The organism is Sphingomonas sp. 22176 (assembly GCF_052045505.1).
Lineage (GTDB): Bacteria > Pseudomonadota > Alphaproteobacteria > Sphingomonadales > Sphingomonadaceae > Sphingomonas.
The window spans coordinates 542413-562563 of sequence record NZ_JBQEPL010000001.1; the positions used below are offsets into that span (position 1 = coordinate 542413).

13 protein-coding genes are annotated in these 20151 nt (G+C 68.2%); 9 read left to right on the forward strand and 4 right to left on the reverse strand.

Going from position 1 to position 20151, the window contains the following annotated elements:
• Positions 1-12: 12 nt before the first annotated feature.
• On the forward strand, positions 13-663 hold the full coding sequence (gene upp / locus ACTJKY_RS02600) for a uracil phosphoribosyltransferase (RefSeq protein WP_440844011.1): 651 nt from the start codon (positions 13-15) through the stop codon (positions 661-663).
• Between the two features lie 3 nt (positions 664-666).
• On the opposite strand, the gene ACTJKY_RS02605 is transcribed toward upp, so the two are convergent.
• Positions 667-1659: a cupin-like domain-containing protein gene (locus ACTJKY_RS02605; RefSeq protein ID WP_440844013.1), complete on the reverse strand. Its 993-nt coding sequence runs from the start codon at positions 1657-1659 to the stop codon at positions 667-669.
• A 2-nt stretch (positions 1660-1661) separates the two neighbouring features.
• On the reverse strand, positions 1662-2339 hold the full coding sequence (locus tag ACTJKY_RS02610) for a SapC family protein (RefSeq protein WP_440844015.1): 678 nt from the start codon (positions 2337-2339) through the stop codon (positions 1662-1664).
• A 384-nt stretch (positions 2340-2723) separates the two neighbouring features.
• Between ACTJKY_RS02610 and ACTJKY_RS02615 the strand changes: the two genes are divergently transcribed.
• From ACTJKY_RS02615 to ACTJKY_RS02650, 8 genes are all read left to right on the forward strand, one after another.
• Complete coding sequence (locus tag ACTJKY_RS02615) at positions 2724-5552, forward strand: TonB-dependent receptor (RefSeq protein WP_440844016.1); 2829 nt, start codon at positions 2724-2726, stop codon at positions 5550-5552.
• 70 nt (positions 5553-5622) lie between these two features.
• Positions 5623-7164: a tryptophan halogenase family protein gene (locus tag ACTJKY_RS02620; RefSeq protein ID WP_440844017.1), complete on the forward strand. Its 1542-nt coding sequence runs from the start codon at positions 5623-5625 to the stop codon at positions 7162-7164.
• A gap of 20 nt (positions 7165-7184) precedes the next feature.
• A complete protein-coding gene (locus tag ACTJKY_RS02625) occupies positions 7185-9827 on the forward strand; it encodes a glycoside hydrolase family 3 C-terminal domain-containing protein (protein WP_440844019.1) in 2643 nt (880 codons plus the stop codon).
• 73 nt (positions 9828-9900) lie between these two features.
• Positions 9901-10839, forward strand: a complete 939-nt coding sequence (locus tag ACTJKY_RS02630) for a DUF808 domain-containing protein (RefSeq protein WP_440844020.1) — start codon at positions 9901-9903, stop codon at positions 10837-10839.
• Positions 10840-11050: 211 nt separating this feature from the next.
• Positions 11051-11551, forward strand: a complete 501-nt coding sequence (locus ACTJKY_RS02635) for a 2Fe-2S iron-sulfur cluster-binding protein (protein ID WP_121072803.1) — start codon at positions 11051-11053, stop codon at positions 11549-11551.
• Positions 11548-12531: an FAD binding domain-containing protein gene (locus ACTJKY_RS02640; protein ID WP_440844022.1), complete on the forward strand. Its 984-nt coding sequence runs from the start codon at positions 11548-11550 to the stop codon at positions 12529-12531. Before ACTJKY_RS02635 ends, ACTJKY_RS02640 begins: the two co-directional genes overlap by 4 nt.
• Before the next feature lie 14 nt (positions 12532-12545).
• A complete protein-coding gene (locus tag ACTJKY_RS02645) occupies positions 12546-14735 on the forward strand; it encodes a xanthine dehydrogenase family protein molybdopterin-binding subunit (RefSeq protein WP_440845209.1) in 2190 nt (729 codons plus the stop codon).
• Between the two features lie 203 nt (positions 14736-14938).
• Positions 14939-15676 carry a Crp/Fnr family transcriptional regulator gene (locus ACTJKY_RS02650; RefSeq protein ID WP_440844024.1) on the forward strand — a complete coding sequence of 246 codons (738 nt, stop codon included), beginning with the start codon at positions 14939-14941 and terminating at the stop codon, positions 15674-15676.
• Between the two features lie 7 nt (positions 15677-15683).
• Here the strand turns inward: ACTJKY_RS02650 and ACTJKY_RS02655 are convergent, their stop codons facing one another.
• Together ACTJKY_RS02655 and ACTJKY_RS02660 are read right to left on the reverse strand one after the other, a co-directional pair.
• Positions 15684-17594 carry an ATP-binding protein gene (locus ACTJKY_RS02655; protein ID WP_440844026.1) on the reverse strand — a complete coding sequence of 637 codons (1911 nt, stop codon included), beginning with the start codon at positions 17592-17594 and terminating at the stop codon, positions 15684-15686.
• 139 nt (positions 17595-17733) lie between these two features.
• A complete protein-coding gene (locus tag ACTJKY_RS02660) occupies positions 17734-20136 on the reverse strand; it encodes a membrane-bound PQQ-dependent dehydrogenase, glucose/quinate/shikimate family (RefSeq protein ID WP_440844028.1) in 2403 nt (800 codons plus the stop codon).
• Positions 20137-20151: the final 15 nt, after the last annotated feature.

Genomic DNA, 20151 nt, shown 5'->3' on the forward strand with positions numbered 1-20151 from the left:
CACCACGCGGCCATGGCCGAACCCCATTTCGAAGGGCCGACGATCGTCGCCCATCCGCTGGTCCAGCACCGCCTTACCCGGCTGCGCGACCGGACCACGCCGCCCGAGCGCTTCCGGGCCGAATTGCGTGCGGTGGCGACGCTGCTGGGGGCGGCCGCGCTGGCCGATCTGCCGCTCGCGCCGTGCGCGATCGAGACGCCGGTAGCCGCAATGGAATCGCCAGTGCTGGGCTGCGCAGCCCCCGTGGTGGTGCCGGTGCTGCGCGCCGGGCTCGCCATGGCCGAGGGGCTGCTGGATCTGCTCCCAGAGGCCGCGGTGGCACATCTCGGCCTCTATCGCGATCCGCAGACGCTTGAGGCCATCGAATATTATTTCAAGGCGCCTGCCGACATTGCGTCGCGGCCGGTGGTGATGGTCGATCCGATGCTGGCGACCGGCAACAGCGCGGTCGCCGCGCTCGATCGGCTGAAGGCGGCGGGGGCGCGCGACCTGCGCTTCGTCTGCCTGCTCGCGGCGCGGCCAGGCGTGGCAGCGGTGCGCGCGGCGCATCCCGAGGTGGGGATCTGGACGGCGGGGCTCGATGCCGAGCTCAATGCGCACAGCTATATCGTGCCGGGGTTGGGCGACGCCGGGGACCGCGCCTTCGGCACCGAGCATAGCTGAGCCTCAGCCGCCGCGCAGCAGCTGCATCACGAAGGCGCGAATCCGTCCGCGATTCTCGCGACTGTCGGCGAGGATGCCGTGGCGCTCGGGGGGCAGATGCGCGAGCGGATGGCCGTCGGGCCGGAAGGCATAATGATCGAAAAACGCCCGCCACGCTGCGCGCTCGGCCGGGGGCCGCTCGGCAAGCGTCGTCATCGCCAGCAGCAGCGCGGTGTAGGGGGAATCGGGGCCACTGGCGAAATCGTCCCACCAATAGTTCATCAGCAGGTTGAACGGCGCGGTCGCCTCGACCTGGTGCCACCAGAGCTTGGGCAGATAGAGCGCGTCGCCGGGGTGGAGCGTCACCGTCAGCGCGAGCGCCCGGGCTGCGGCGAAGCGGGGATAGCGGGGATCCTGCGAGGCTGCGGTGGCGGCGAGGCTCACCGGCTGGCCCGCCATGGTATGGTCGATCGGGCCGACATACAGATCCCCGATCGCATCGGGCGGGTAGAGCGTGAAGCGGCGCTCGCCCGCGATCACGCAGGCGAGATTGTCGAACCGGTCATAATGGCAGGCGATGGTCGAGGCATTGCCGATCCATAGCCGTGGCAGCATACCCTCGGGCACCAGGGCCATGGGGTTGGCCTCGGCAAAGCCGGGCAGATGGTCCTCGGCGGGGAGGGAGCCGCAATAGACGCTGGGCTGGTGCGGATCGGCGGCGGCGCGGGCGATGCGGTCCAGCGCCGCACCCAGGCCGAGCGTTTCGCGGGAGAAGTTGAAGCCGTCGGGCTGGTCGCCATAGGCATAGCGCCCGCCGATCGCCGGATCGCCGACGAACGCCTGGGCCGTGCGTCCGTTGTCGAAGCCGCGCAGATAGCGGCACAGGCTCTCGACGCCAACAGCCGCCTGCGTGACGGGGAGGGCCGATGCCGCGCCCCGCAGCACGATCGGCTGGCAGGCGCGGCGCGCCTCGGCGAAGTCGGCGGGTGCGATGTCGGCGGCGACCTCGCGCAGCATCGTCAGGCCGCGAGCCGGCGATTGCGCCTCGCCGCGAGCACCGCGATCTGGCGTAGCGAGCCGGCCAGCGCATAGGCCAGCTGGAGATGCCCGGCGCGGAACAGCGTGAGCACCGCCGCATCGTCCAGTGCGTGGAGCGCATCCAGGCTCACCGTGTAGAGCCCGGTCAGGTCGAGCGACGTGCCGTCGTCGAAGCGCAGCGTCACGTCGATCGGCTCGAGCAGCTTGTGGGCGAGCAGCGCGTCGACAAAGGCTTGGGTAGCCTCAACGCCGCGGTGCAGCTGGACCAAGGTCTGCTGGATGCCGCGGAGCGCCGGGGCAGGAGCACCGTCCTCACCGAACAGCGGCTCGCCGTCCCGGCCGGCGAAGCGGGCATCCTGCGGATCGATTGCGATCGAATCGCCGGCGATGAAGAAGCCCTGGCGCTCGACATGGAGCGGCCAGAAGCCTTCGCCGGTGCGCAACTCGACCAGCGATTCGCCGGGCTCGAAGCCCAGCATCGCGCCGACATAGAAGCGCCCGGTCTCGGCATCCTTGGTGAGCAGCACCGGGCAGGCCGCGGCAGCGGCGGCGAACTCGGCGGCCACGACCGGCACGAAATAGGGCAGGGGGCCGGCGGCCGGGCGGACCCGCAAATCGCGATGCTCCACCGAATCGAGCAATGTCACGCCTTCAGCCATTCCTATCCTCTCCCATCCGGCGCGCGGTGCGTGCCCGCTTCTGCATATCGGCTCGCACCTCTGCCGCCAATGGCCTGACTAAAGGACAAGAATACGCCGACAAAAAACCAGTTGATAGCGCTAACGTGACGAGCTACACCTGCCTATAGATTCGCATAAGAAGAATGAATCGGGGAGGATGTTGTGCCGCTATTTGTGCGGATGCGAAGGCTTGCGCCTATTCTCCGAGCATATGTCGCGTGCACTGCGGTGCAGCGGGTGCGGATCTGTATCGATCCCAACAATAAATACGGAGGGGGTAGGCACATGCAGAACATTGTCGAAACGGGTTCTTCGCAGCGGCGCGCACGTCTTGCGCGGCATGTACTGGCGGGGGCCACGAGCATGATGGCGCTGAGCCTGGTTGCGCCGGCACAGGCGCAGACGACGGCGCCGTCCACCAGCCAGGCGCAGGATGAGGAGATCATCGTCACCGGTATTCGCGGTTCGCTGCAACGCAATCTGGATGCGAAACGCAATGCCTCCGGGGTGATCGAGCAGATCTCGTCCGAGGATATCGGCAAGTTCCCGGATTCGAACGTCGCGGCCTCACTCCAGCGCCTGCCGGGCATTTCGATCCAGCGCGACGGGCCGCGCGGCGAGCCCAACGGCGTCACCGTCCGCGGCTTCGGCGGCGACTTCAACGAAACGCTGGTCGACGGCCGGCGCCTCTCGACCGCAACCGGCGGCCGCTCGATCGACTTCTCGACCGTGGGGTCGGACTTCGTCGGCGGGCTGACCGTGCTCAAGACGCCCGACGTGTCGCTGTCGTCGAGCTCGATCGGCGCGACGATCAACGTCGCCTATCCCAAGCCGTTCGACCGGCCGGGCTTCCACCTCGCGGTCTCGGCCTCGGGCTCGATCCAGGACGATGCCGGCAAGGTGGTGCCGACCGGCGGGGTGCTGATCAGCAAGACCTTCGCCGACGACACCTTCGGCATCCTCGCCAACGCGATCTACACGCGGCACGATACCCAGACCAACAACGTGTTCGTCCATGGCTGGCCGGGCGGCAAGATCGCGCCCTGCCAACAGGCCGGCAGCACCGCGGCGACCTGTATTCCCACCGACGACCCCACTGCCGATCCCAGCCAGCGCAAGACGATCGTCAGCTGGTTCGAACAGCAGTTCGGCGCCACCCAGAACTATACGCGTGACGAACGCGTCGACGGCCGCATCGCACTGCAGTGGAAGCCAGCGGACAACATCCTGCTGACGCTCGACGACAATTACTCGGATCAGCGCATCAATACGGACAGTTTCGGCTTCGGCATCTGGTTCAACCAGGGCAATCTGCGCAACGTCAAGCTCGACAAGAACGGCACGATCGTCGACTTCACGCAGGCCGGTTCGCAGACCGATTTCACCGCGGGGACCGACAGCAATTATCGCCGCACCAACCAGACCGGCCTCAACGTCAAATGGGACGTGACCGACAAGCTGCAGGTCGAAGCCGACGGCAGCTGGTCGAAGAGCTGGTTGAACCCGGATGGGCGGGTCAACTCGAAGGGGGCGGACGTCGGCTATGGCTTCGACATCGGTCCCGCGCTGGGCATCGCCGTGAATGGCGACAGCAAGGACACGATTCCGGTGCTGCATGGATATGGCGTCAACGGAAACGCCAGCCGCTGGACCGATTTGTCCGCGATCGGCAGCCATGTCACCGTCAACATCGCCAACAAGAACACCGACGAGATCAAGCAGGCGCGGCTGGGCCTCAAGTGGCAGCAGGACGATCTGACGCTGCGGGTGGGCGGCTCCTATCTGGACGATCAGTTCAGCTTCCGCAGTGCCAATACTTTCACCAACAATTTCTGGCAGGCCTATTCGGGCTATGGCCCCGCCTCGGGCACCCCCGGCGGCGTCGCGTTGCCCGCAAGCCTGTACAAGGGCACCGTCGGCACCGCCAATTTCCTGCCGGGCTATACCGGCGCGTTGCCGCCGGCACTGCTCAACTTCCGTGCCGCAGACTATCAGGCCTATCTGACCAGCCTCGGCAATCCGCAGACCAAGACCATTCCGGGCTACAACACGACGTGCTGCCAAGGGCAGTTCGCAGGACAGTTCGCGGTAGCGAACGACGTGGGCAGCTATCGCGACATCGGCGAGAGGACCTGGGCGCTGTATCTGTCGGCGAACTTCAAGAGCGAAGTCGCCGGCATGCCGTTCTACTTCAACGCCGGGGTGCGCGAGGAAGTCACCCATGTCTCCTCCACCGGTATCGGGCAGTTGCCGGTTCGTATCGTCGGCAGCGATACCGACAAGACGCTTCTGACCATCATCCCCGGCAACCAGCAGCCGATTACCACCAAGTCCGACTATTCCTATCTGCTGCCGTCGATGGACCTGAAGCTCGAACTCACCGATTCGCTGCACCTGCGGTTCGACGCCTCGCGCACGCTGACCCGCCCGACGCTCAACCTGCTGACGCCAGCGCTCAACATCGGCATCGGTCAGCGCGTGGGGGCGCTGACCGCGGATGGCGGCAACCCCACGCTGCAGCCGTACCTCGCCGACAATTTCGACGCGGCAGTGGAATGGTATTACCAGCGCAACTCCTATGCCGCGGTGAATTTCTTCCTGAAGGACGTGCGCAACTTCATCGTCCAGGGCGTGCAGCGGCAGACCATCAACAACGTGGTCGATCCGTCGACGGGAACGCTGGCGCAGTTTGCCGTCTCGCAGCGGGTCAATGGCCCCAAGGCAACTGTCCGCGGTGTGGAGATCGCCTGGCAGAACACCTTCGGCGACAGCGGCTTCGGCTTCATCGCCAATGCGACGCTGGTCGACACCAACAAGCCCTATGACTCGAGCGACATCAGCCAGAGCGGCTTCGCGGTGACCGGCCTCGCAAACTCGGCCAATTTCGTCGGCTTCTACGACAAGCATGGCATCGAATTCCGCGCGGCGGCCAACTGGCGCGACAAGTATCTGCTCCAGTTCGGCCAAGCGCAGAATACGGGGTCGTTCGGTGCCGAGCCGACCTTCGTCAATTCCAGCCTGCAGATCGATCTGAGCGCGAGCTACCAGATCACCGAGGCGATCAACATCTTCGGCGAAGCGCTCAACATCACCGACGAGGTGCAGAGCACCCATGGCCGCTTCTCGAACCAGCTGCTCGACGTGTTCGCCTATGGCCGGCGCTTCACCGCGGGCGTGCGCTATCGCTTCTAAGGTCTCTTCCCACGACTGGGGATGTCGGTATCGTCCGGCATCCCCCTTCTTTTTCCACGGGTCGGCGCGCGTGAAACGGGTTCAGAACATCGTCATCGTCGGCGGCGGCACCGCCGGTTGGCTCACCGCCGGGGTGATCGCCGCGCGGCATCAGAGCCGGATGCCCGGCGGCTTCACCGTTACCCTGGTCGAATCGCCGACCACGCCGATCATCGGGGTGGGCGAGGGGACCTGGCCGACGCTGCGGACCACGCTCGCCAAGATCGGCGTCTCCGAAACCGAGTTCTTCCGCGAATGCGACGCCGCGTTCAAGCAGGGCGCGCTGTTCGCCCGCTGGACCACCGGCGCCGCGGACGACGCCTATTACCACCCGCTGATGCTGCCCCAGGGCTTCCACCAGCTGAGCCTGGTGCCGCACTGGATCACCGATTCGAAGGGCCGCAGCTTCTGCGACACGGTCACCCCGCAGGGCCGGATCTGCGACGCGGGGCTCGCGCCCAAGACGGTCGCCACGCCCGAATATCACGGGCAGGCCAACTATGCCTATCACCTCGACGCCGGCAAGTTCGCGCCCTTCCTGACCCGCCACTGCACCAGTAAGCTCGGGGTCCGCCATGTGCTCGCCGATGTTCGCTCCGTAGAGCTGGCCGAGAATGGCGACATCGCCGCGATCGACACCGAACAGGCCGGGCGGATCGAAGGCGATCTGTTCGTCGACTGCACCGGCTTCCGCTCGCTGCTGCTCGGCGAGGCGATGGGCGTGAAGTTCAAGGATTGCGGCGACGTGCTGTTCTGCGACGCCGCGCTCGCCGCGCAGATTCCCTATCCGGAAGAGAATGCGCCGATCGCCACCCACACCCTCTCCACGGCGCAAGGATCGGGCTGGATCTGGGACATCGGCCTGCCGACGCGGCGGGGCACCGGCTATGTCTATTCCACGGCCCACACCAGCGACGACCAGGCCGAGGCGACCTTGCGCGCCTATCTCGGCCCCGCCGGCGCCGACGTCGCCGTCCGCCGCATCCCGATCCGCTCGGGCCACCGCGAGATCTTCTGGAAGAACAATGTCGTCGCGGTCGGCCTCGCCGCCGGTTTCCTCGAGCCGCTGGAAGCCTCGGCGATCGTGCTGATCGAGCTTTCCGCCAAGCTGATCGCCGAGCAGATGCCGGCGGTGCGCGAGGTGATGGACGTGGTCGCCAAGCGCTTCAACGCCACCACGCTCTATCGCTGGGGGCGGATCATCGACTTCCTGAAGCTCCATTATGTGCTGACCAAGCGCACCGACACGGCCTTCTGGCGCGACAATCTGCTGCCCGAGACGATCCCCGAGCGGCTCCAGGAACTGCTCACCCTGTGGCGCTACCAGCCGCCCTGGTTTCATGACGAGTTCGATCGGGTGGAGGAGGTCTTCCCGCCCGCCAGCTACCAGTACGTCCTCTACGGCATGGGCTTCCGCAGCGAAGTGGAGCCCGAGGCGCTGAGCGGCGACCAGCGGCTCGCCGAGCGGGCGATGCGCGAGAATGCCGCACAGACCGAACGGCTCTGTGCCGGGCTGCCGCGCCACCGCGACCTGATCCGCAAGATTCACGAACACGGGCTGCAACCGGTCTGACGGCCCCAGGGGAGATCACCATGAATCGCACCTTCCGCGCCGCGCTGCTGGCCGCCGCGCTCCTGCCGCTGCCCGCACTTGCCCAGACCGCGGCGGATCCGCGCGCCGAGGCCGATGCCAAGGCGGCGGCGATCGTCGCGCAGCTGACGCCGGAGGAGAAGTTCGCCCAGCTGCTCAACGTCGCCCCGGCGATCCCCCGGCTGAACATCCCGCGCTACAATTGGTGGACCGAGTCGCTCCACGGCGCGCTCGGCACGCTGCCGACCACCAATTTTCCCGAGCCGGTCGGCCTTGCCGCCAGCTTCGATGCGCCCTTGGTCCATGATGTTGCCGCTGCGATCAGCAGCGAGGTGCAGGGGCTGCACGCGCTCGCCCGCGAAACCGGGCGGATGGGCCGGATCGGCACCGGGCTCGATACCTGGTCGCCCAACATCAACATCTTCCGCGATCCGCGTTGGGGCCGGGGGCAGGAGACGTACGGTGAGGATCCGTTCCTCACCGCGAAGATCGGCGTCGCCTTCATCCAGGGCATGCAGGGGCCCAATCCGGACCTGCCGAACGTGATCGCCACGCCCAAGCATTTCGCCGTCCATAGCGGCCCGGAATCGACGCGGCATGCGGCGAACGTGTTCGTCTCGCGCCACGATCTGGAGGATACCTATCTGCCCGCGTTCCGCGCCGCGATCGTCGAGGGCAAGGCGGGATCGGTGATGTGCGCCTATAACCGCATCGACGGCCAGCCTGCCTGCGCGAGCGACGAACTGCTCAAGGAGCATCTGCGCGGCGCCTGGGGCTTCAAGGGCTATGTCGTCTCCGATTGCGACGCGGTGAAGGACATCAGCGACAACCATCATTATGCGCCGGACGGCCCGACCGCGGTGGCGGCAGCGATCCGCGCGGGCGTCGACAATGAATGCAACGGCGCGACGCTCACTGATACGGCGGGGCTGGGGGATCGGTATCGCGACGCGCTCGCCAAGGGACTGATCACGCAAGCCGAGATCGACCGGACGCTGGTCCGCCTGTTCTCCGCGCGGCTGCGCAACGGCGACCTGCCGGGCATCCGCACCACCAGCGGCAAGGCCGCCGATGTCGGCGCGCCGGCGCACCGTGCGCTGGCGCTCGATGCGGCCGAGAAGAGCCTGGTGCTGCTCAAGAATGACGGGCTGTTGCCGCTCAAGCGCGGCAGCCGCATCGCCGTGATCGGCCCGCTCGGCGACGCGACGCGGGTGCTGCGCGGCAATTATTCCTCGTCGCTGTCGGGGCAGCCCGTCTCGGTGGTCGAGGGCCTGCGCCGCGCCTTCCCGCGCGCGAACGTCAGCTATGCGCCGTTCAGCGCCTCGGTGACCGATGGCGACCGCGTCTCCGGCTCGGCCTTGCGCACCCCCAGCGGCAAGCCGGGGCTGCTCGCGCGCTACTTCAACCCGACGACGCCGGCGCCGACCGAGTTCGCCCCTGGCACCTTCCGCGATGCCGTCGCCAAGATGCAGTTCGCCGACACGCCGGTGGTGACCCGCGTCGAGGCCGATGTCTCGGCGCGCAGCCTCGACCTGCCGACCGTCTCTGAGCATCACCGCACGATCTGGACCGGCTTCCTCGTGGCGCCCGAAACCGGCACCTATCGGCTGGGCCTGACCGGCTTCGGCGGCGCGATGAGCTTCGACGGCAAGCCGTTTGTCGACCTTACCAAGTCCGGCTGGGGCAGCCTGCCGACGATGCGCGAGGTGCAGCTGGTCAAGGGCAAGCGCTATCCGATCGAGGTGCGCACCGACGAGCATGTGCTCTCGGGCATCGATCTCGTCTGGAAACGGATCAGCGCCGATCCGGTGGCGGCAATGAAGGCCGCGGCGGCCAAGGCGGACGTGCTGGTCGCGGTGGTGGGTATTACCTCGGACCTCGAGGCCGAGGAATCGCCGATCCAGGTCCCAGGCTTCAAGGGCGGCGACAAGACCAGCCTCGACCTGCTGCCCGACCAGCAGGCGCTGCTCGACGCGGCCAGGGCGACCGGCAAGCCGCTGGTGGTCGTCGCGATGAACGGCAGCCCGATCAACTTGAGCTGGGCGAAGGACCATGCCGCCGCGATCCTGGAAGCCTGGTATCCGGACGAGGTGGGCGGCACCGCGATCGCCAATGTGCTGTCGGGGAAGACCAGCCCCTCGGGCCGCCTGCCGCTGACCTTCTACCGCAGCGTCGACGACCTGCCGCCGTTCGGCGATTACGGCATGAAAGGGCGGACCTATCGCTACTTCACCGGCACGCCGGTCTATCCGTTCGGCTTCGGGCTTAGCTACACCAGCTTCGCCTATGGCGCGCCGGTGGTGGAGAAGGCCGAGGCGGGGCTGACGGTTACCGCCGAGCTGCGCAACACCGGCGCGCGGGCAGGGGACGAGGTGGCGCAGCTCTACCTCAACTTCCCCGAGGATCCCGGCGCGCCCAAGGTGGCGCTGCGCGGCTTCCAGCGCGTGTCGCTCAAGCCGGGCGAGGCGCGGAAGGTCACCTTCACCCTCTCGCCGCGTGACCTGAGCACGGTGACGGTGGAAGGGCAGCACCGGGTGCTCGCCGGCACCTATCGCGCGACCGTCGGCGGCGGCCAGCCGGGCAGCGGTGCGGCGGGGGCGTCGGTGCAGTTCAAGATCGAGAAGGCGATCGATCTGCCGAATTGAGGCGGAGCCTCGGCCATCCGCGTGCATTTCCGCTTCATCTCGGCTAGCCCGGGCGAAACATGAGGGGGATTTGATGGCGGGTGGCCTGGTCGCATTGCTGGACGATATCGCGGCGTTGGCGAAACTGGCGGCGGCGTCGCTTGACGACGTGGGCGCCGCCGCGGGCCGCGCGGGGGTGAAGGCCGCGGGCGTGGTGATCGACGATACCGCGGTCACGCCGCGCTATGTCGTGGGGCTAACCCCCGATCGCGAGCTGCCGATCATCGGCAAGATCGCGCTGGGCTCGATTGCCAACAAGCTCGTCGTGATCCTGCCGCTCGCGCTGCTGCTCAGCGCCTTCGCGCCCTGGGCGCTGACTCCGATCCTGATGCTGGGCGGCACCTATCTCTCGTTCGAGGCGGCGGAGAAGATCCTCGAGGCGCTGACCGGGACGCACGATGCCGACGCGGTGGCCGAGATCACCGACGCCAAGGCGCTGGAGAAGCGCCAGGTGCTCGGCGCGATCCGCACCGATCTGATCCTCTCGGCCGAGATCATGGTGATCGCGCTGGCGCAGCTGCCCGCCGACATGTCCTTCGTTACCCGCGCGGGCGCGCTGGTGCTGGTGGCGTTCGCCATCACCATCGGCGTCTACGGCGTCGTCGCGCTGATCGTGAAGATGGACGATATCGGCCTGCACCTCAGCCGGAATGGCGGATCGGGCGGTGTCGCGGTGTTCGGGCGCGGGCTGGTGACGGCGATGCCGGTGCTGCTCACCGCGCTGTCGCATATCGGCGTGGCGGCAATGGCCTGGGTGGGCGGCGGCATCCTGCTGCATGGGCTGGAGGAATTCGGCGTCGGTGCGGTACCCCACGCGCTGCACCATTGGTCCGAGGTTGTGGGTGCCGCGACCGGCCCGCTGAGCGGCGTGGTCGCATGGCTGGTCTATGCGCTGGGCTCGGCAGTGGCGGGGCTGGTCGTGGGGGCGGTTGTCGCGGGGCTGCTCCACCTGATCCCGCGCAAAGGGCGTTGAGCAGAACCGATCCTCCCCCGAAGGGGGAGGGGGACCGCCGCGAAGCGGTGGTGGAGGGGTGTCCCCGTCGAAGCGGAGGTCCGCCACACCAGCGCTGACACCCCTCCGTCGCGCTGCGCGCGCCACCTCCCCTTGCAGGGGAGGATCTTGCAGTAGATCGGGACCAATCCCGACATCTGCGCGTTCGCCTCCTGACCCAGGGAGTCCGCGCATGCCCATCACCATCAACGGCGTCGATCATGAGCTCGACGTCGATCCCCGTACCAGTCTGCTCGATTTTCTCCGCCGCGACGCCGGCCTTACCGGCACCAAGAAGGGGTGCGATCACGGCCAGTGCGGCGCCTGCACGGTGCTGCTCAACGGCCAGCGGATCAATAGCTGCCTCACCCTCGCGGTGATGCACGACGGCGACAGCGTCACCACGATCGAAGGCCTCGGTACCCCCGATGCGCCGCACCCGCTCCAGGCGGCGTTCGTGCGGCATGACGGCTATCAGTGTGGATACTGCACGCCCGGCCAGATCTGCTCGGCCAAGGCGATGCTCGACGAGATCGCGGCGGGCTGGACCAGCTATGTCAGCGACGACGTCGCCGGCACCCCCAAGCTCTCCGAGGACGAGATTCGCGAGCGGATGAGCGGCAATGTCTGCCGCTGCGGTGCCTACTCCAACATCGTCGCGGCGATTTCGGAAGTGGCGGAGGCGCAGGCATGAAACCCTTCGAATATCAGCGGGCCCATGGCCTGGGCGATGCGGGACAGCTGCTCGTCGCCGACGGTGCCAAGCCGATCGCCGGCGGCACCAATCTGCTCGACCTGATGAAGCTGGAGGTGGAGACACCGACCGCGCTGGTCGACGTCAACCGCCTGCCGCTGGGCGGGATCACGGAGCATGGCGAGGGGCTGCACATCGGCGCGCTCGTCTCGAACAGCGCCTGCGCCGCCGATCCGCGGATCCGCTCCGACTATCCGGTGCTGGCGCGTGCGATCCTGGCGGGCGCGACCTTCCAGCTGCGCAACAAGGCGACGACCGGCGGCAATCTCTGCCAGCGGACGCGCTGCTACTATTTCTATGACCTCAGCCAGTCGTGCAACAAGCGCGAGCCCGGCACCGGCTGCGCGGCGATCGGCGGGTTCAACCGGATCCACGCGATCCTCGGCGCGAGCGACGCCTGCATCGCGACCTATCCCGGCGACATGGCGGTTGCCCTGTCGGCGCTCGACGCAACGGTCGAGATCGTCGACGCGAAGGGCGACAAGCGCATGGTCCCGGTGCGCGATTTCCATCGCCTGCCCGGCGACACGCCCGAGCGCGACAATGTCCTCGAACCCGGCGATGTGATCACCGGCGTGGTGCTGCCGGCCCCGGCGGGTGGCACGCAGCTCTACCGCAAGGTCCGCGACCGTGCTTCCTATGCCTTCGCGCTCGTCTCGGTGGCGGCGGTGATCCATGTCGCGGAGGGCAAGATCGCCAAGGCGCGGCTCGCGTTCGGCGGGCTGGCGCACAAGCCCTGGCACGACACCCGCGTCGAGGCACTGCTCGAAGGCGAGGCGCCCTCCGATGCGCTGTTCGACCAGGCCGCGGCGCTGCTGCTGGAAGATGCCCGCGGGCAAGGCAGCAACGATTTCAAGATTCCGCTCACCCGCCGCACGCTGAAAGCGGTGCTGCGCGAAGCGACGGGAGGTACGCTGTGACTCGCCTGTACACGATGGACAAGCCGGACGACCGCAACCGGCTGGATGCGATGGCGCAGGGCATCATCGGCCGCCCGCTCGACCGGCCCGATGGCAGCGCCAAGACCAGCGGCGTCGCGCCTTATGCGGCCGAGTACAAGATCGCCGACTGCGCGGAGGGCGTGCTCGTCCTCGCGACGATCAGCCGCGGCGAGGTCGTCGAGATCGAATCCGAGCCGGTGCTCGCCATGCCCGGCGTGCTGGCGGTGATTGCCGATCCGCGGATGATCACCCGCTCGGCGCAAGGCGGCGCGGGCAAGTCGCCGGTGCGCGAGATCCACAAGGTCGATTATTTCGGCCAGCCGGTCGCACTCGTCGTCGCCGAGACCTTCGAGCAGGCGCGCGATGCCGCGACACGGCTGCGCATCGCCTATCGCGCCGATGATCCCGCCAAGGTGCCGCTCGATTCCGAGGACAGCCATGCCTCCCACGAGGCCTATGGCGACCCGGTGCAGCAGGGCAATCTCGACGCCGCGATGCGCGATGCCGTCTATGCCGTCGACGTCACCTACACCACCGAGGGCCATGCCAGCGCGGCGATGGAGCCGCATGCCAGCATCGCCGAATGGGACGGCAACACGCTCACCGCCCATTCGAGCCTGCAGATGCTCAAATACAACCAGAAGGAGCTCGCCGACGCACTGGGGATCAAGCCCGAGCAGGTGCGGCTGATCTCGCCCTATGTCGGCGGCGGCTTCGGCTCGAAGCTGGGCATCAGCGCCGAGCTCACCGCAGCGGCGGTGGCGGCGATCGAGCTCGGCCGGCCGGTGCGGGTGGTGATGAGCCGCCAGCAGGTGTTCCAGACGGTGATGCGGCGCTCCGAGACGCGCCAGCGCATCCGCCTCGCCGCCGATGCCGAGGGCCGGCTGGACGGCTTCGGCCATGAGGCCTGGGTCTCCAACCTGCCGGGCGAGAAATTCGCGGAGCCGGTCACCCAGGCGAGCGAGTTTCTCTATCGCGGCGAGCACCGCACGCTGCGGATCGATCTCGCCCGCATCCACCGGATGACCGCAGGCTCGGTCCGCGCACCGGGCGAGGCGGTGGGCATGCAGTGCCTTGAAGCCGCGATGGACGAACTCGCGCTGGCCAGCGGTATCGATCCCGTCGAACTGCGGCTGCGCAACATCCCCGAACAGCATCCGAGCGAGGGCCTGCCCTATAGCTCGCGGCGGTTCGCGGAGAGCCTCAAGGTCGGCGCCGAGCGCTTCGGCTGGGACGGCAGCGACCGCCGCCCGCTTCAGCGCCGCGAGGGCGAATGGTGGATCGGCACCGGTATGGCAACCGCCTGCCGCGTCCACAACCTCAACGAGGCGCAGGCCAAGGTGACGCTGTCGGCGGACGGCACCGCCGTGGTCGAAAGCGACATGACCGATATCGGCACCGGCACCTATACCGTGCTGGGCCAGATCGCGGGCGAGATGCTCGGCCTGCCGCCGGAAAAGGTGCTCGTCCAGCTCGGCGACACGCGCTTCCCGCCGGGTGCCGGCTCGGGCGGCAGCTGGGGCGCGGCGTCTACCGGCTCGGCAGTGTTCGCCGCCTGCGAGGCGATCCGCGAGCAGCTGGCGGCGCAACTCGGCGTCGAGGAAGCCGATCTCACGCTCAAGGATGGCGAGGCGATCACAGGCAACCGCCGCATTCCGTTCACTGAACTGCTCAAGGCCGACCTCACCGAGACCGGCCATTTCAAGAATGGCGGGATCGACGAGCAGTTCGCCATCGCGATGTACGGCGCCTTCTTCGTCGAGGTGGGCGTGAATGCCTATACCGGCGAGACCCGCGTGCGGCGAATGACCGGCGCCTTCGGGCTCGGCCGTGCGCTCAACGAGAAGACGGCGACCTCGCAGTGCCTGGGCGGCATGGTATGGGGCATCGGCAGCGCGCTGACCGAGGAGCTCGTCTTCGATCCGCGCGACGGCCACCTCGTCAACCACGACCTCGCCGAATATCATGTGCCGGTGAATGCCGACGTGCCCGCGCTCGACGTGGTGCTGGTCGACGAGCGCGATCCGGCGGGCAGCCCGCTCCAGGCCAAGGGCGTCGGCGAGCTGGGCATCTGCGGCGCGGCGGGGGCGATCGCAAATGCCATCCATCATGCTTGCGGGGTGCGGGTGCGGAGCTTCCCGATCACCCCAGACAAGCTGCTCGAACAGCTGCCGGAAGTGTGAGCGCAAGCACCTTGTCTTCACGGATGAAAAGGCAAACCTTATAACAGGTTAAGTCGAATACCCCGCAGGGTGGAATTGTCAGTGGGACACCCGCCCGCTAGGCATTGTTTCGCGAGCGGTGCGGCCCCTTTCATGGGGGCCGCCCCTCCGTTCGCCGGCGTTCTGCCGGCGGGGGACACATCCAGGACAGGGGAGCATCTGGGGTGCCGAACTACCCGTTGACGCGATTCCACGAGCAGGCGACGCTCACCGATGACGAAGCACAGACATTGCACGGCCTCGGCGATCCGGAGATCGTCTATCGCCGCAATGCGACCATCCGGCGCGACCGCGAACCCGTTGATGGTATGTATCTGCTGCTGGAAGGGTGGGCGACCTCATCGATCCGGCTTCCCGCCGGGCAGCGGCAGATCGTCAAGGTCCACATCACCGGCGACATGATGGGCACGCCGAGCATGGTGCTCGACACCGCCGCGGATACGCTGACGGCGGTAACCGAATGTCGCGTCTCCAAGGTGTCGTTTGACCGCCTGCGCGAGGTGCTGATCGCCTCTCCGCGGCTCGGGCCGCTGCTGTTGATGGGCGTGCAGGTCGAGCGGCTGGCGCTGATGGACATCGTCGCGGCGATGGGCAAGTCCTCGGCGCGCGAGCGGATGGTGCGGCTGCTGCTCGATCTCCACGATCGGCTGGCGAAGATCGGCGCGGTGGAGGAGGGGCGCTTCGACATGCCGCTGACCCAGGAAGTGCTGGGCGATGCGCTCGGGCTGACGGCGGTGCACGTCAACCGGACGCTGCGGCTGCTTGAACGCGAGGGACTGATCGCCCGGCATGGCCAGCGCATCGCGTTCGGCGACATCGAGGCGCTGCGCAAGATGTCGCCGGTGCCGCCGCGGCACATCCGCTTCGATCCCGCCTGGCTGCCCGGCCCCGGCGAGATGTGAACCGCGCTCAGCCGAGCAACGCGTCCACCGCGTCGAGCAGCTCGCGCTCGCGGAAGGGCTTGCGGAGCTGCGGCACGTCGCCCGGCAGGTCTTCCGCCGCATCGGTATAGCCGGTGAGCAGCAGGAAGGGCTGGGGGAGCCCCGCATCGCGGGCGCGGGTGATGAATTCGCCGCCGGTGCCGCCGGGCATCATGTAATCGGTTATCACCAGTGCCGTTTCGGGCGCACCGGTGAGCGCGGCCATGCCCTGGATCAGCGATTCCGCCTCGGCGACGAGATGGCCGTGCGCGCGCAGCACTTCGGCGGCGGCCTCGCGCACGGCGGGGTCATCGTCCACCAGCAGGATCTCGGCGGTGCGGGTCGGCCGATCGCGCAGGGTATCGAGCGTCGGCGGCGCGGCGTCGGTTGCCGGCAGCACCAGAATGACGCTGGTGCCCTGGCCCGGCGTACTTTCCAGCACCAGCCGGCCTGCCGATTGTTCGGCAAAGCCATGCACCATCGACAGGCCCAGCCCGGTGCCGCGGTCGCCCGCCTTGGTGGTGAAAAAGGGCTCCAGCGCGCGGCGCAGCGTGGCGGCGTCCATGCCGCAGCCATCGTCGTGCACCGCCAGCGCCAGATAGTCGCCGCGGGCGAGGCCGCGTGCCTCGTCGCGGCGGGGGAGGCGCGTCTCGACCACGATCGTGCCGCTGGTCCGGCCATCGGTCTTGATCGCGTCGCGCGCGTTGATCACCAGGTTGAGTACCGCCAGCTCCAGCTGGTTGCGATCGGCGCGGACGGCGGGAAGATCGGGCGCGCTGCGGATGGTACAGGTGATGGTGGGTCCCACCGAGCGCTGGAGCAGTTCGTGGAGGTCGGCGAGCATCGCGCCGACATCGATCGCCTCGGGGGTAAGCGACTGGCGCTTGGCATAGGCGAGCAGCCGCGCGACCAGTGTGCGGGCGCGCTCGGCACTGCTCGTCGCGCTGTCGATGTAGCGCAGCGCCTTGGCATCCTCGCCGATCCGCGCGCGCAGCAGATCGAGCCCGCCCAGAATCGGGGTCAGCAGGTTGTTGAGATCGTGCGCGACGCCGCCGGTCAGCCGTCCCAGCGCCTCCAGCCGCTGCGCCTGCAAGGTCGCCGCCTGACGCTGTCGGTAGCGGCGAAGCTCGATGGCGAGCGCGAAGGTAAGCGCTGCGAACAGCGCCAGCGCAATCACGCTGCCGCCGATCAACACCAGCTGGGCCTGCTGGGTGAGCGCGGCGAAGTTGCCTCGCGGCACCGCCACTTCGACGTGCCAGCCCGCTTCCGGCACGGGGGTGACGAGGGACTGCATCGCCTCCTCCCCGGCCGATCCCGACTGGGCGATCACCGCACCGCGCTTGTCGAAGATCCGCAGCCGCCAGCCGGCGGGGATTTCCTCGGCGAACAGCAGGTGCTGCATCGAGGCGATGGGCACCACGGCGGAGACGACATAGGGCGGGGCACCGTGATTCAGCACGGGTGCGCGCACGGCGAAGGCCGTCAGGCCGGCATCGCTTACGACGTGGCCCACCTGCGGCAGGCGCGTCCGTACCGCGCGGGCGAGGCTGATCGGATCGACCACCTTGCCCATCTTGCCGCCGATCGGCTTGGGCAGGTCGAGCAGGCGATTGCCGTCCGAATCGGCGACGCTGAGGGCGGCCCAATTCGGATGGTCCTGCAACAGGCGCAGGCCCAGCAGCGTGAAACGGGGGCGATCGATACCGCCATCGAGCGTCGGCGAGCGGCTGATCATCTTCACCGCGTCCACCGTCGCGGCGATCTCGCGGCCGACCAGCCGTGCGGTCGACCGGCTGGCGAGCGCCGCCTGGCGATCGAGCGCGGCGCGCTGCTCACGCAAGGTCACCGCGCCATAAGCCGAGCCGAGGACGACGATCGGCAGCAGGCCGGTGAGACCCATCAGGATCAGCGAGCGTCGCAAAGTGACCCGTCCCCGTTCTCCGGGCCGATCATGCCCGTTTCGGATCAGGCATGTATTTCATGGGGAAAGTCAAACCCATATCCTGGATCAATACCTAGGGCGAAACGACCTCTGGCCCTCACTGCGTCCCCTTGGGCAGCGCATAGGCGACGATCGAATCACCCCGCTTGGTGCCCAGCGAGCCATGGCCGCCGGCGGCGATGACAACGAACTGGCGGCCGCTCTTCGCAGACCAGTAGCTCATCGGCGTCGCCTGGCCGCCCGCGGGCAGCCGGCCGCGCCACAGCACCTTGCCGCTCGTCACGTCATAGGCGCGGAGGTAATAATCGAGCGCCGAGCCCATGAACGCCACGCCGCCCGCGGTCAGCATCGGCCCGCCGAGCGAGGGTACGCCCAGCTTGAACGGCAGCGGTACCGGTGTCTGGTCGCGCGAGGTGCCGTTGCGGTGCTTCCACACGGTCTTGCCACTTACCAGGTCGATCCCGGCGACATAGCCCCAGGGCGGCGCCTGGCAGGGCAGGCCGAGCGCCGAGAGGAACGGGTTGAGCGCCACCGCGAAGGGCGCGCCCGTGTTCGGGTTGAAGCCCTTGATGTCCGATCCGCTGAAGTCCGAGCCGCCGGCCGGACCACGCTGCCCGCGCGGCGCGGCATCCGATTCCTTGCGCGGCACCAGCCGGTCGACGAACGCCATATAGTTCGGGTGGGCGAAGGCGATCATGCGCACGGGATCGATCGCCATGCCGCCCCAGTCCATCACGCCGAAATTACCGGGGAAGACGAGCGTGCCCTGCTGCGAGGGCGGGGTGTATGGGCCTTCGTAGCGCAGCCGCTTGAACTTGATGCGGCAGGCGAGCTGGTCGAACATCGTCGCGCCCCACATGTCCGCATCGGTGACGCGGGTCTTCTCCATCAGGCTCAGCGCGGATTCGGGCTGGGTGGGGGAGGTGTGGTCACCGGGTGCTGCGCCCTGCGGCACCGGAATCTCGCGCACCGGCACCACCGGCTTACCGGTGCGGCGGTCGAGCACGAAGATGTTGCCGGTCTTGGTCGACTGGATCAGCACCGGCACGCGGCCCTTGCCGGGCAGGTTGAGGTCGACCAGCGCGGGCTGGGCGGGGACGTCCATGTCCCACAGGTCGTGATGGACGGTCTGGAAGGTCCAGCGGACCTTGCCGGTGGCGGCTTCCAGTGCGATCACCGAGGTGGCGAAGCGCTCGGTTTCGGGCGTGCGGCGGCCGCCCCATTGGTCGATCGCGGCCATGCCGGTCGGGATGTAGACCAGGCCGAGCGCGGGATCGGCGGCGGCGATCGTCCAGCTATTGGGGCTCGACGGCGTGTAGCGGCCGGTGCCGGGTGCCTTGGGGGTGGTGTCGTTCGGATTGGCCGGATCGAACGCCCAGACCGCGCGGCCGGTGTTCACGTCATAGCCGCGCACCACGCCAGAGGGCATGAAGGTCGTCTTGTTGTCATAGACCGCGCCGCCGAACACCGCGAGGTTGCCGACGATCACGGGCGGCGAGGTCATCTGCCACCAGCCGCGCTGCTGGCCTGGCAGGCCCGGCCACACATCGACCTGCCCATTGGTGCCGAAGCCGGGGCAGGGGCGGCCGCTCGCGGCGTCGAGCGCGATCAGCCGGGCGTCGTTGGTGCCCATGAGGATCCGGTTGGCGCACACGCCGCCGGTGCCGGGGGCGGCGCCGTTGCTGTGATAGGAAACGCCGCGGCAGGTGAGGTGCTGCATCTCCTGCGAGGACCGGATCTGGGGATCGTAGCGCCACACCTGCTTGCCGCTCTCGGCATCGAGCGCGAAGACGATGTTGTGGGGCGAGCAGAGATAGACGAGGTTGCCGACCTTGATCGGGGTCACCTCATAGGTGAACTCGTCCGGATCGGCGCCGGTCTTGAGATCGCCGGTGTGAAATTCCCAGGCCTTTTCAAGCTTGGCCGCATTGACGGGGGTGATCTGGTCGATCGGCGACCAGCGATCGCCGCGCCACGAGCGGCCATAGGCGTTCCAGTCCTCCTTGGGCGTGCCGCCCAGCACGCTGGCCGGCGCGACGCCGCGGGCGCCGGGGAGCTCGCCGGCCAGGTCGTGCGGGTCGGTGAAGGCGGTGGTGAGCAACACGAGGGCCGCGATGCCGAGGCTGCCGACCAGCGGCCAGGCGCGGCCCGGCCAGCGCGGCGAGCCCAGCCGCCGGGTGACGAAGGGCAGCGCCAGCACGATGCCGAGCGGCACCAGTATGTCGCCACGCGGGGCGAGCGCCCAGAAGTCCAAGCCGGCCTCGGCGACCGCCCAGACCATCGTCGCGACCAGCAGCACCGCATAGAGCGTCAGCGCCGTCGCACGCCGCCGGTACAGCAGCCAGGCGGTGGCGAGCAGCGCCAGCCCTGCCAGCAGATAGTAGATCGATCCCCCCAGCAGCGCGAGCCACAGCCCGCCGCCGCCGATCGCCAGGCCGATCAGCGCCACGATCACGGCAAGGATGGTGAGCGATCGCGAGGATCGTTGATGGTCGGCCATGGGAACGTTCCGATT